The sequence below is a fragment of the Dryocola boscaweniae genome (genome assembly GCF_025215095.1).
Taxonomy (GTDB): domain Bacteria; phylum Pseudomonadota; class Gammaproteobacteria; order Enterobacterales; family Enterobacteriaceae; genus Dryocola; species Dryocola boscaweniae.
The window spans coordinates 1-12,478 of record NZ_JALHAP010000071.1; the positions used below are offsets into that span (position 1 = coordinate 1).

The 12,478-nt window shown below is 51.4% G+C and carries 12 protein-coding genes, 2 tRNA genes and 2 rRNA genes; 11 read left to right on the top strand and 5 right to left on the bottom strand.

The genetic code is table 11. The features are described 5' to 3' along the window. The 4 genes from MUA00_RS04045 to dkgB all read left to right on the top strand — a co-directional run. Positions 1-97 (top strand): 23S ribosomal RNA (locus MUA00_RS04045); the annotation flags it as partial. A gap of 204 nt (positions 98-301) precedes the next feature. Then, positions 302-417, top strand: a 5S ribosomal RNA gene (rrf, locus tag MUA00_RS04050). Positions 418-470: 53 nt separating this feature from the next. Beyond that, a tRNA-Asp gene (locus MUA00_RS04055) sits at positions 471-547 on the top strand. A gap of 164 nt (positions 548-711) precedes the next feature. Continuing rightward, positions 712-1,515 carry a 2,5-didehydrogluconate reductase DkgB gene (gene dkgB, locus MUA00_RS04060; RefSeq protein ID WP_271121722.1) on the top strand — a complete coding sequence of 268 codons (804 nt, stop codon included), beginning with the start codon at positions 712-714 and terminating at the stop codon, positions 1,513-1,515. A gap of 7 nt (positions 1,516-1,522) precedes the next feature. Here dkgB and yafC read toward each other — a convergent pair whose 3' ends face one another. Further along, positions 1,523-2,425 (bottom strand): DNA-binding transcriptional regulator YafC, encoded by a 903-nt coding sequence (gene yafC, locus MUA00_RS04065; RefSeq protein ID WP_271121723.1) that lies wholly within the window; start codon positions 2,423-2,425, stop codon positions 1,523-1,525. A 104-nt stretch (positions 2,426-2,529) separates the two neighbouring features. Here yafC and MUA00_RS04070 point away from each other — a divergent pair, with 104 nt between their 5' ends. The 3 genes from MUA00_RS04070 (at position 2,530) to MUA00_RS04080 (ending at position 5,494) form a co-directional block, all read left to right on the top strand. Beyond that, entirely contained in the window at positions 2,530-3,705 is a 1,176-nt protein-coding gene (locus MUA00_RS04070) for an MFS transporter (RefSeq protein WP_271121724.1), read from the top strand. A 146-nt stretch (positions 3,706-3,851) separates the two neighbouring features. Beyond that, the gene (locus MUA00_RS04075; RefSeq protein WP_271121725.1) at positions 3,852-4,655 is read left to right on the top strand and encodes an endonuclease/exonuclease/phosphatase family protein; all 804 of its coding nucleotides are present in this window, start codon (positions 3,852-3,854) and stop codon (positions 4,653-4,655) included. A gap of 71 nt (positions 4,656-4,726) precedes the next feature. Further along, on the top strand, positions 4,727-5,494 hold the full coding sequence (locus MUA00_RS04080; protein ID WP_271121726.1) for a class I SAM-dependent methyltransferase: 768 nt from the start codon (positions 4,727-4,729) through the stop codon (positions 5,492-5,494). A gap of 48 nt (positions 5,495-5,542) precedes the next feature. On the opposite strand, the gene mltD is transcribed toward MUA00_RS04080, so the two are convergent. Both mltD and gloB read right to left on the bottom strand, forming a co-directional pair. Beyond that, positions 5,543-6,913, bottom strand: a complete 1,371-nt coding sequence (mltD, locus tag MUA00_RS04085; protein ID WP_271121727.1) for a murein transglycosylase D — start codon at positions 6,911-6,913, stop codon at positions 5,543-5,545. A 70-nt stretch (positions 6,914-6,983) separates the two neighbouring features. Further along, positions 6,984-7,739 (bottom strand): hydroxyacylglutathione hydrolase, encoded by a 756-nt coding sequence (gloB, locus tag MUA00_RS04090; protein WP_271121728.1) that lies wholly within the window; start codon positions 7,737-7,739, stop codon positions 6,984-6,986. Positions 7,740-7,775: 36 nt separating this feature from the next. On the opposite strand from gloB, the gene MUA00_RS04095 reads away from it, so the two are divergent. Next, complete coding sequence (locus MUA00_RS04095) at positions 7,776-8,534, top strand: class I SAM-dependent methyltransferase (RefSeq protein ID WP_271121729.1); 759 nt, start codon at positions 7,776-7,778, stop codon at positions 8,532-8,534. Here the strand turns inward: MUA00_RS04095 and rnhA are convergent. Then, positions 8,491-8,964: a ribonuclease HI gene (gene rnhA / locus MUA00_RS04100; protein WP_333780858.1), complete on the bottom strand. Its 474-nt coding sequence runs from the start codon at positions 8,962-8,964 to the stop codon at positions 8,491-8,493. The two genes, MUA00_RS04095 and rnhA, sit on opposite strands and share 44 nt — an antisense overlap. A 66-nt stretch (positions 8,965-9,030) precedes the next feature. Here rnhA and dnaQ point away from each other — a divergent pair, with 66 nt between their 5' ends. After that, positions 9,031-9,768: a DNA polymerase III subunit epsilon gene (dnaQ, locus tag MUA00_RS04105; RefSeq protein ID WP_333780859.1), complete on the top strand. Its 738-nt coding sequence runs from the start codon at positions 9,031-9,033 to the stop codon at positions 9,766-9,768. A 125-nt stretch (positions 9,769-9,893) separates the two neighbouring features. Continuing rightward, a tRNA-Asp gene (locus MUA00_RS04110) sits at positions 9,894-9,970 on the top strand. A gap of 60 nt (positions 9,971-10,030) precedes the next feature. On the opposite strand, the gene MUA00_RS04115 is transcribed toward MUA00_RS04110, so the two are convergent. Further along, positions 10,031-11,524, bottom strand: a complete 1,494-nt coding sequence (locus MUA00_RS04115) for an NCS1 family nucleobase:cation symporter-1 (RefSeq protein ID WP_271121731.1) — start codon at positions 11,522-11,524, stop codon at positions 10,031-10,033. Positions 11,525-11,736: 212 nt separating this feature from the next. Between MUA00_RS04115 and hpxA the strand changes: the two genes are divergently transcribed. Then, positions 11,737-12,474, top strand: a complete 738-nt coding sequence (hpxA, locus tag MUA00_RS04120; protein WP_271121732.1) for an allantoin racemase — start codon at positions 11,737-11,739, stop codon at positions 12,472-12,474. Positions 12,475-12,478: the final 4 nt, after the last annotated feature.

A 12,478-nucleotide genomic window follows, 5' to 3' on the forward strand; every position in this document is an offset into this window, starting at 1 on the left:
GAAGGAACGTTGAAGACGACGACGTTGATAGGCTGGGTGTGTAAGTGCAGCGATGCATTGAGCTAACCAGTACTAATGATCCGTGAGGCTTAACCTTACAACACCGAAGGTGTTTTGGTGAGAGAGATTGATTTTCAGCTTAGTTTCCGGATAAAGAATTTGCGGAAACGATGAATTTTGCGCTGAGACAAGGCGGCAAACGCAGGAAATGAAGGAGCATACTTAAGTATGTGACTGATTTTTCAAGAGCGGCCAACGCAGTATCAGTGGAAAATAAGCGTTTCAGAGCACAAAGAATATGCCTGGCGGCAACAGCGCGGTGGTCCCACCTGATCCCATGCCGAACTCAGAAGTGAAACGCCGTAGCGCCGATGGTAGTGTGGGGTCTCCCCATGCGAGAGTAGGGAACTGCCAGGCTCCAAATTCAGAAGTAAAATCAGGGTGAACCCTGATGCTGTAAGAAATTCGGTGGAGCGGTAGTTCAGTCGGTTAGAATACCTGCCTGTCACGCAGGGGGTCGCGGGTTCGAGTCCCGTCCGTTCCGCCACTTATTAAGCCCTGAGTCTTAGACTCAGGGCTTTTTTCTTGTCTGTAATTCACTGATTGTTGCTCTATCAGCAAATATCTTCTGCATCTACCTCTCTTTTTCAACATAGTCATTCCCCGCATAATCCTCGTATTACAAACACATATCCCCTAACGAGGTAAGTAATGACAATTCCTGCATTTGGTTTAGGTACTTTCCGCTTAAAAGATGACGTCGTTATCGCATCTGTAAAAACAGCGCTGGAGCTGGGCTATCGCGCCATTGATACGGCGCAGATCTATGAAAATGAAGCTGCGGTAGGGCAGGCGATTGAAGAAAGCGGCGTAGCACGCAGCGATCTGTTTATTACCACTAAAATCTGGATCGAAAACCTTAGCAAAGATAAGTTGATCCTCAGCCTGAAAGAAAGCCTGGGTAAACTGCGCACGGATTATGTCGATCTGACATTGATCCACTGGCCATCGCCGAGCGATGCAGTGCCCGTCGCTGAATTTATGCAGGCGCTACTGGAAGCGAAGAAAATAGGTCTGACGCGTCAGATTGGTGTTTCTAACTTCACGATAGATCTGATGCAGCAGGCCATCGACGCTGTGGGCGCGGAAAATATCGCGACTAACCAAATCGAGCTTTCTCCCTATCTGCAGAACCGTAAAGTGGTGGAGTGGGCGCAGCAGCATGATATTCACATCACTTCTTATATGACGCTCGCCTATGGCAAAGCGCTGGCAGATGCGGTGATTACTCGTATTGCCGAAAAGCATAACGCGACATCTGCCCAGGTGATTCTGGCATGGGCGATGCAGTTGGGCTACGCAGTGATCCCATCTTCAACCAGGCGTGAGAACCTGCAAAGCAACCTGCAGGCACAAACGTTAAAGCTGGATGCTGAAGATATGACAGCCATTGCCGCGTTGGATTGCAATGGCCGCCTGGTCAGCCCGGAAGGCCTGGCGCCTCACTGGGACTAATCTGCGATTACAGCCTCTGCGGAGGCTGTTGCACATGCTCACTCAGAAAATCGATAAACGCCCTGATTCGTGTGCTGACCGCCCGGTCACTGTAATACACCGCACTGAAAGGCATCTCTACCGGTAAAAGCTTGTCTGCCAGTAATTCAACAAATTTCCCCTCAGCAATTTCCTGATTAATCATATAGTCAGAAAGACAGGCAATTCCATTTCCCCTCAGGCAAAGCTGCTTTATCGTTTCGCCGCTGTTAGATGAAATCCCTGCGGTAATGTCATAGAGCTGCCCATCGGATTGCGCTACAGGCCAACGATTCAGGCTTGATGTTTCAGAGAACCCCAGACACAAATGATCCTTAAGATCTTCAGCAGATTGCGGAATCCCATTTTGAGCAAGATAGTCAGGTGAGGCAATGATCTTACGATAGCTGGCAAATAGCGGTCTGGCTCTTAGGCTGGAATCCGTCAAAGTCCCTGCCCGGATGGCGACATCCACTTTGCGCTCTATCAGGTTGATGAATGTTTCAGAGGAGACGAGGGATAGCGTCATCTCGGGATAACGCTCCCGGAAAGGCTTAACCAGAGGCATTAGCAGATGCAGCATTACCGGTGTTGCGGCATCAATACGCAATAGTCCGCGCGGGGTCTGACGGGTTTCCATCAGTTCATTTTCTGCTGCCGCCATTTCCTGCAGGATCTGCTGTACGCGGCGGAAATAGCGTTCTCCTTCTTCCGTCAGGCTCAATTGCCGGGTTGTGCGGTTGAGCAAACTTACGCCCAGCTTCATTTCAAGCTTCTTCACCGCACGGCTTATCGCCGAGTTCGCCTGGCCTAATTGTTCCGCCGCCCGGCTAAAACTTCCGCTTTCGACAACGGCGACGAAGATCGTCAGTTCTTCAGAGGTCGCTTTCATTATTGCTCCTGAAGCAAAATTATATTGAGATTTTGCATATTTTTGTTATTTAACCATCCGGCCATACTGCGTGTCATCAAAAGACACCTGCTATGGAGTAAATTATGCCTCTGGCGCTACTGGCACTGACTATCAGTGCGTTCGCAATCGGCACTACTGAATTTGTTATTGTTGGCCTGGTTCCGACCATCGCCGACCAGCTTTCCATCTCGCTGCCCTCTGCCGGGCTGTTAGTTTCTATTTATGCTATGGGCGTAGCCGTTGGCGCGCCGGTATTGACCGCATTGACGGCAAAACTACCGCGTAAACAGTTGCTGATGGGCCTGATGGGGTTATTTACCGCAGGCAACCTGCTAGCCTGGCTGTCGCCAAACTATGAAACGCTGGTTATCGCCCGCTTGCTGACCGGCCTGGTGCACGGTGTGTTCTTCTCTATTGGTTCTACTATCGCGACAAGCCTTGTACCAAAAGAAAAAGCAGCCTCAGCGATTGCGATTATGTTTGGTGGCCTGACCGTTGCGCTGGTAACCGGCGTGCCGTTAGGAACATTTATCGGTCAGCATTTCGGATGGCGTGAAACCTTCCTGGCCGTTTCTTTCATCGGCGTTATTGCGTTAATCAGCAGCATGATTCTGGTGCCGAAAAATATCCCGACCCGCGCCGTTGCGAGCTTAAGAGACCAGCTTAAAGTCCTGACGCATCCTCGTTTGCTGATTATCTATGCTATTACGGCTCTTGGTTATGGCGGCGTGTTCACCGCTTTTACCTTCCTGGCTCCGATGATGCAGGATCTTGCTGGATATTCATCTGCGGCGGTTAGCTGGATTCTGCTGGGTTACGGCGTCTCCGTTGCCATCGGTAATATCTGGGGCGGGAAGCTTGCCGACCGACATGGCGCGGTACCTGCGTTAACATTTATTTTTGCAGCCCTGGCCGCATTGCTGCTGGTTTTCCAGTTCACCGCCAGCTCGCATATCGCTGCCCTGGCGACGGTTCTGGTTATGGGAATATTTGCTTTTGGTAACGTTCCGGGTTTGCAGGTTTATGTTGTGCAGAAAGCGGAAGAATACACGCCGAATGCTGTTGATGTCGCATCTGGCCTGAATATTGCTGCTTTTAATATTGGCATCGCGTTAGGTTCCGTTATTGGTGGTCAAACTGTACAAAGTTTTGGCCTTGCGCAAACACCCTGGATTGGCGCAGTTATAGTCGCAGGAGCTTTGCTGCTGATTGCTTTGAGTGGCCGTCTCGATAAGCGAACTGAAGTGGCTCTGGGTTAGTTGAAAGGGTAAGGGTGTGAAGCTTTGTTACGTTCTGATCCGTCAACGGTTTGTAATGGTCATTGAAACTCTGCAATAAAGCCCCTATAACTGAAAGACCGCCCTCTACCAGAGGGCTCTTTGGTTACAGAGGTCGTTAGTCAAACGTGCGCAAAAATACTTATGCCATGCGATATGTCGCCGGTCAGCCTGCAGAGCGTATTCTGCCGCCAGGCTCCTTTGCGACCATTGGCAAGGCATTACCACCCGGAGAACCGTTGCCAGGCGAAGGGGCCTTACGTGTTCTGGTGTGGAACATCTTCAAACAGCAGCGTGCCGAGTGGCTTTCAGTGCTGCAGAACTTTGGCAAAGATGCCCATCTTGTTCTGCTGCAGGAAGCTCAGACCACCCCTGAACTGGTGGCATTCGCAACCAGCAACTATCTGGCCGCCGATCAGGTTCCTGCTTTTGTTTTGCCGCAGCATCCTTCTGGCGTAATGACTCTCTCTGCCGCGCATCCCGTTTATTGTTGTCCGCTGCGGGAGCGGGAACCCATTCTGCGTTTGTCCAAATCGGCTTTAGTTACCGTCTATCCGTTGCCGGATGGACGGCTGTTAATGGTCGTCAACATTCATGCAGTGAATTTTAGTCTGGGCGTGGATGTGTACAGCAAACAGCTCGGTCCCATTGGCGATCAGATTGGTCATCACAACGGCCCTGTGATTATGGCCGGCGATTTCAACGCATGGAGCCGTCCGCGTATGAACGCGCTTTATCGTTTCGCCCGCGAAATGACGCTGCGCGAAGTCCGTTTTACCGACGATCATCGCCGCAAAGCTTTCGGTCGTCCGCTGGATTTCGTTTTCTATCGTGGTTTGAATGTCACAGAAGCTTCCGTGCTGGTTACCCGTGCTTCCGACCACAATCCTCTACTAGTCGAATTCCGTCCCGGCAAGCCTGAGCTGAAGTAAGGTTAGTCAGGTCTGCCGTTGGGCAGACCTGTGTGCTGCCCTTTCTATCACTCAAACGCAAGGACAATACGATGGCAACACAATCCCACCACGATAAAGTTGAAAGGCAGTTTGGTTCTCAGGCCAGCGCCTACCTGAGTAGCGCCGTACACGCCTCCGGGCGGGATTTAGAGCGTCTTAGCGCTCGTCTGGCTACATTTCCTCATGCGAAGCTGCTCGATATGGGCTGTGGGGCTGGGCACGCTAGTTTTATTGCGGCCGCAAAGGTGAAAGAAGTGGTTGCCTACGATCTTTCTGAGCAGATGCTGGCGGTAGTGAATGATGCGGCGCAAACGCGCGGTATTGCAAACCTTACCACCCGGCAAGGATACGCAGAGGCCTTACCGTTTGCAGATAGCTCGTTTGACGTTGTCATTAGCCGCTATTCCGCTCATCACTGGCATGACGTCGGTAAAGCGCTGCGTGAAGTTAAGCGCGTACTGAAGCCGGGCGGAGTTGTCATTTTTATGGACGTGATGTCTCCAGGGCATCCGGTGCTGGATATCTGGCTGCAAACGGTTGAAGCCCTGCGCGATACTTCGCACGTACGTAATTATTCCAGCGGTGAATGGCTGAGCCTGTTTAACGAGGCGGGACTTATCTCACAAAATCTGATGTGCGACCGGTTAAATCTGGAGTTTTCGAGCTGGATTGCGAGGATGCGGACACCCGCAGTATTAGCGGACGCGATTCGCGCTTATCAGCAAAGTGCATCTGATGAAGTACAGCGCTATTTTGAACTGCAGGACGATGGTTCTTTTACCAGCGATATCGTTATGCTGGAAGCGATAAGTCATTAAAATGACAATAAAAAAGGCACCTTAAGGTGCCTTTTCTTTACTGAACAACTACGCCTCAGGCGTTGAGTTGTTGCTCACAAAAAGCGTCAACCGATCGCCGGGTTTCAGGTTGTCCGTATCTTCGTTCCAGCGCAGAACATCTTTGATGTTTACGCCGTGACGTTTCGCGATACTCGACAAGGAGTCACCCTTGCGCACCTTGTAGGTGATGCTATCGTTTTTGGCTAAACGTTCGCCGTCATTCTTGACGCTCAAAGTTTGGCCAACTTTGATATGCGCGCCGCGTATGCCGTTCCAGCTTTGCAGATCTTTGGTGCTCACGCCTAAGCGTGAAGCAATGCTCGAAAGGGTATCGCCCGAACGAACCTTATAAGATTTGTTGCTGCCCGCGTTGCTGCGATTACTTGCCATCAACGTCGGCTGCACCGCAGCGATTTCACCCGATGCCAGTGAAGCTTTTAGCTGAGCGGCATGCTTCTTCGGCACCATCACATAGCGCTGATTTTTGCCAACGGTCGAGGTTTTCACCCCTGCGTTAAACGTTTTCAGCGCGGTGAGCGGTATACCCGCCATCTCGGCAACCTGGGATAGCTGTACCGGGTTATTCACTTCCACTCGCGCCAGAGCGCGGCTTTCGTCCGTTGTCGGTAAACGTACGCCGTACTTTTGGCTGTTCTTGAGAATATCGCTCAGGGCCAGCATTTTCGGCACGTAAATTTTGGTTTCTCGCGGCAGTGAAAGTGACCAGAAGTCCGTCGGCTTACCACGGGCTTTGTTCGCTTTAATTGCGTTCATTACACGGCCTTCGCCGCTGTTGTACGCTGCTACGGTGAGTAACCAGTCGCCGTCAAACATTTTGTTCAAACGCTGCATCATATCCAGTGCTGCGGTGGTGGAAGCCACTACATCACGGCGTGCATCGTATGCTTTGGTCTGCTTAAGACCATAATTACGCCCCGTACTTGGAATAATCTGCCAAATGCCAGCTGCATTTGCGCCAGACGTCGCGTGGGGGTCAAAAGCGCTCTCCACTATGGGTAGCAGTACTAATTCCATTGGCATGTTACGTTTCTTAACCTGCCCGGCAATCCAGTACATATACGGCTCTGCCCGTAATGTTACATCGTGGAGATAGCTCTTATTTCTAAGGTACTTCTGCTTCTGTTCGCGGATCCGGGTATTCTCCGGTATCCCCATCTTTAGCTCGTCGCCAATGAAGTTCCACAGGTTCTGATCTTGCGCGAGGAATGTTCCATCGTCCATCCATCGCGCCGAGGTCGCTCGACCAGTGTACTTTCCTGCTTCACCTTGACCAGCTGCAGACAGACTCTGCGCATGCTGTTGGATGTTAGCGTCATGCTTTGACGCCTGGCACCCTACAAGCAAGACAGTGGCGAGTAAAATCGCTTTTGCCTTCATGTGTGTGTCAATGGTTGCTTAAAAGACGAGCAAGAATACCGGTACCTGCAATACAACACAACCAGAAAATTCAGAACCTGTCTTTCTTTGCACGCAACCAGGCGAATATCTGCTGTGGCTGTTGCAAGTTTGTTTCTTTAGCTATTACTTCTTTTAAATCAGGATCTTCTGTTCTTAAAAAAACATTAATTTTGCGCTCGTTTTGTAACAAACCAGGCAAAGTTGATTGGTTTTTTGCACGTAACTCATTAACTTTTCGATAATATCGGATTAATGCCCGATCCTCCGGCAAAATGCTTAAGGCAAATTTGATATTTGATTCAGTGTACTCATGTGCACAACAAATTAACGTTTCTGCTGGTAATGAGTTAATTTTTTGAAAAGACTGATACATTTGTTCTGCTGTACCTTCAAAAAGCCTGCCGCAGCCGCCAGAAAACATCGTGTCGCCACAAAAAAGATAAGGAAAACTGAAATAGCACAAATGGCCTAAAGTGTGACCGGGGGAGGCAATAACACTAAATTCATACTTTAAAATATTGATCTTATCTCCTTCGCCGACTACCCGGTTCGTTCCCTTATCTTGTGTCTCTTGCGGGCCGTATACCACAAGGCCGGGGAAGTTTTTGACCAGTTCTTTCACGCCGCCAACGTGGTCGTTGTGGTGGTGAGTAAGCAAAATAGCTTCAGGCTGCCATTGATTCTCAGCGATGGCTTTAAGCACCGGCGCCGCTTCGCCAGGATCGACAATGATACATTTGCCCTGTTCATCGTTGAGAACCCAGATGTAGTTATCCTGGAAGGCGGGAATACTGTTAAGATTCATAATTCAACCTCTCGGCCAAGCGATTAGAAGGTAGTGATGAAACCGGCAAGGATACCTGACAATTTCACTTCACCGCATCATTGGGGACAATTGCCTTGGGGGGAATACTACCGCGAGGCGCTTGAAAACCAGTTGCGTCCGTGGCTAGGCAAAATGTTTGGCTTTCACCTGTTAAAAATAGGCAACCTGAGCGCTGAAATCGATACCAGCGCCTGCGCTATTTCACATCAGGTGAACGTCGCCTTGCAAGGTTCTCAGCTACAGGTTAATGCCGACCCGCTTCATTTGCCCTTTGCGTCGAAGTCTGTTGATGCCTGCCTGCTGGCCCACACGCTCCCATGGAGTCCGGACCCGCATGGTTTGCTGCGTGAGGCCGATCGCGTGTTAATTGACGATGGCTGGCTCATCATCAGCAGCTTTAATCCGGTCAGTTTGCTGGGCTTAGGGAAAACGGTTCCGTTCCTGCGTAAGCGAATCCCTTACAGCAGCCGAATGTTCACGCCGATGCGCCAGTTCGACTGGCTGTCGCTGCTTAATTTCGAAGTCGTCTATCAGCGAGGCTTTCAGGTTTTGCCGTGGCATAAACAAGGCGGGAAAATGTTAAGCACCCATCTTCCGGCTTTAGGGTGCATGCATGTGATTGTGGCGCGCAAACGTACTTTGCCGCTGACGTTAAACCCGATGAAAAACCGCAAAGCTAAATCGCAAATTCGCTCGGCGGTGGGGGCTACTCGTCAGTATCGTGAAGAGATTAAGCCTTCGCATCCGGCAGGTAGCCAACATCCTCAAGAGTAGGATTCGCCGCCGCCTCGCGAGCCAGTTCGTCGCAGCGTTCGTTTTCAGGATGACCGGCGTGGCCTTTAACCCATTCCCAACTGATTTTATGCTCACTAAGGGCGGCGTCCAGGCGCTGCCATAAATCGACATTTTTCACCGGTTTTTTATCTGCGGTTTTCCAGCCGCGTTTTTTCCAGTTGTGGATCCACTGCGTGATCCCCTGACGCACATACTGGCTGTCAGTGCTGAGCACAACGTCGCAAGGCTCGATCAGCGCCTCAAGCGCGGCTATAGCCGCCATCATTTCCATGCGGTTGTTGGTGGTCAGGCGGTAGCCAACGCTGAAGATTTTTTCATGCTGTTTGTACCGTAAAATGGCACCATATCCACCCGGACCGGGATTACCGAGGCAAGATCCATCGGTGAAAATTTCTACCTGTTTACGCATCTCTGGTAGACTTCCTGTGATTAAAAAGCCAAGTCTGACATAAACGAGCGCTATGAGCACAGCTATATGATTTCTACAACCACCAGACAGATAGTCCTCGATACAGAAACCACCGGTATGAACCAAATCGGTGCTCACTACGAAGGCCATCGTATTATTGAAATCGGTGCGGTTGAGGTGATTAACCGACGTCTGACCGGCAATAACTTCCATGTTTACTTAAAGCCCGACAGGCTGGTGGACCCGGAAGCGTTTGGCGTGCATGGAATTGCCGATGAGTTCCTTGCGGATAAGCCGACGTTCGACCAGGTCGCCGATTCGTTTATGGAATACATTCGCGGTGCGGAACTTGTTATCCATAACGCATCGTTTGATATCGGCTTTATGGACTATGAGTTCAGCAAGCTCAAACGCGATATTCCGAAAACCGACACGTTTTGCAAAGTCACCGATAGCCTGGCGCTGGCGCGTAAGATGTTCCCGGGCAAACGCAACAGCCTTGATGCGCTTTGCTCGCGCTACGAAATAGATAACAGCAAACGTACGCTGCACGGGGCATTACTCGATGCCCAGATTCTGGCTGATGTCTATCTGATGATGACAGGCGGCCAGACCTCGCTGAAGTTTTCGATGGAAGGCGACATCCAGCAGAAGCAGGGCGGTGACGGCATTCAGCGCGTAGTGCGCGGCGCTACGGGATTACGCGTAATTCAGGCAAGCGATGAAGAAATTGCAGCGCACGAATCGCGTCTGGATTTAGTGATGAAAAAAGGCGGTAGCTGCCTGTGGCGAGCAGAAAGTTGAGTTAACGGCTTAAAAAACAGCATTCAGATGATTTTTGCGGCAAACGATTAACTTTGTAAGAAAAACCGTTGACGGCATGCAGGGCAATCCGTAATATCCGCTTCGTTCCCGACGGGGGACAATGCGGAGCGGTAGTTCAGTCGGTTAGAATACCTGCCTGTCACGCAGGGGGTCGCGGGTTCGAGTCCCGTCCGTTCCGCCACAATTCAAAAGGCCTGAATCAGCAATGATTCAGGCCTTTGTCGTTTCTGCTTGTGACAAACTACTCTTTCGACACGGCAACCTGCCCGCTATACCCCATTGCTTCACTTTCTTGCTCACCGCGCGCCAGCCAGCGGTAGCAGCCTGCGCTCAGGAATGCCCCAATAAACCAGCTAAAATTCGCTATCTCATGCAGCGAGGGGATAAAGCTAATCGTCAGACAAACCGCGACGGAAGGCGCCAGCGCAATAATGGCTTTTGGGTTAAAGCCGCTTTTGTACCAGTAGCGTCCTTTCGAGGTGTCATCAAATAAATCATCGACATATATTTTGCTGCGCTTAATGACATAGAAATCGGTCAGCAGGATGCCAAACAGCGGCCCGATAAAGGATCCCAGCACATCCAGAGTGTAATGAATAAGCTCAGGTGACTGGAACAGATTCCACGGCGTGAGCAGCACCGAACCCACGGCGGCGATCATCCCGCCGGTACGGAAACTAATTCTCTGCGGTGAACAGTTAGAGAAATCGAAAGCCGGCGAGACAAAGTTCGCGACGATATTAATGCCGATGGTCGCAGTGATCATGGTCAGCAGGCCAATCGCCATCGCGAGGCTATTGCCCACATGGCTCACCGTTTCGATAGGATCGGTAATCATTTTGCCAAACAGCGACTGCGTGCCGGAGACAATCACCACCGTCACAATCGAGAACAGCAGGAAGTTAAACGGCAGCCCCCAGCGGTTACCCCGGCGAATTTCTTTCATACTTTTGCCGTAGCGGGAGAAATCGCCGAAGTTAAGCAGCGGGCCGGAGAAGTAAGAAACCACCAGCGCGGTGGCGGTCAGCATTTGCCATGCCTGTTCGCCGGAAGTGAGCTGCTTGCTGGCAAGGGTAAACGATATGCCGTCAAAACCAGTCTGATACAGAATCCAACCTGCCAGCGCCATCATAACCACGTAAACCGCAGGGCCGGCGATATCAATAAAGCGCTTAATGGCGTTCATACCGTGCCAGAACACCATCGCCTGCAGCACCCACATAATGCCAAAGCAGACCCAGCCCAGATGCGAAAGCCCAAGAAAATGGCCGGAGGTCATCGGCGCAAGCGAGGGCCAGAACTTCAGCATCACCAGCATCAGGGCGTTGGCCGCCAGATAAGTCTGGATACCGTACCAGGCAAAGGCGATAAGGCCGCGAATCACCGCCGGAATGTTGGCGCCGAATACGCCAAATGCCTGGCGGCAGATTACCGCATAGGGCACGCCTGCCATCTGGCTTGGCCTGGCGACCAGATTGGCGCACAGTTGCACGATGCAAATTCCTGCCAGCAAGCAGAGCAGCACCTGCCAGCTCGCCAGTCCCAGCGTGAAAAAGCTTGCGGCAACCACATAGCCGCCCATGCTGTGGACGTCGGACATCCAGAAAGAAAAAATATTGTACCAGGACCAGGTTTGATTGCGGGTCGGCGCCAGATCGTCATTACAAAGACGTGGGCTGTACCCGGCGTTGGCGCTGTCGTTCATGATTGTCGAGTTGTGTTCAATGTTTGGCATGATATCTGCTCCTTAGAAAACAGACGCTGACGGAATGTCTGCAACTTTCGTTGCATGAACCAGGCCAGGTTTTATTTTCGGGCTTTTTAGAAGGAATAGCGCGTTAAAGAAGGACTGTGCCCGCAAAACGTGCATTATTACAGTGCAAATAATTTTGTTTATGCCCAGACGTGGTGCTCCACGACGGGACAAAAGATCGAGGAAAAAGCAGCATGGCGAAACATTTGATTCAGGTGATTAATCCCAATACCAGCGTGGCGATGACCCAGACCATTGCCGAAGCGGCACGCGGCGTGGCCGCGCCGACCAGTGAAATTATCGCCGTTTGCCCGACTCAGGGCGTGGAGTCCATTGAAGGTCATTTTGATGAAGCCATTGCCGCCGTTGGCGTGCTGGAACAAATCAAGCGAGGTAAAGAGCAGGGCGTGAGCGGACATGTGATCGCCTGCTTTGGCGATCCGGGCTTGCTGGCGGCGCGTGAGCTGGCAGGCGGGCCGGTTATCGGCATTGCGGAGGCCGCCATGCATGTCGCCACGCTGGTCGCCACACGTTTCTCCGTCGTCACCACTTTACCGCGCACGGTTATTATCGCCCGCCATCTGTTGCGCCAGTATGGCTTTGAACACCACTGCGCAGCCCTGCATGCGATCGACTTACCGGTGCTGGCTTTAGAAGATGGCACGGGTCTTGCTCAGCAAAAGGTACGCGAGCGTTGTATCCAGGCCATGAAAGAAGATAACAGCGGGGCCATCGTGCTCGGTTGTGGGGGAATGGCTAACCTGGCGCGGGAGCTGACGGCGGAACTGGGTATCCCGGTGATTGATGGCGTCACTGCTGCGGTAAAAATGGTGGAATCCCTTATCGCGCTTGGCCTCGGAACCAGTAAATACGGCGATCTCGCGTATCCGAATAAAAAGCCGCTATCAGGCTGTTTTGACATGCTGAGTTGATATC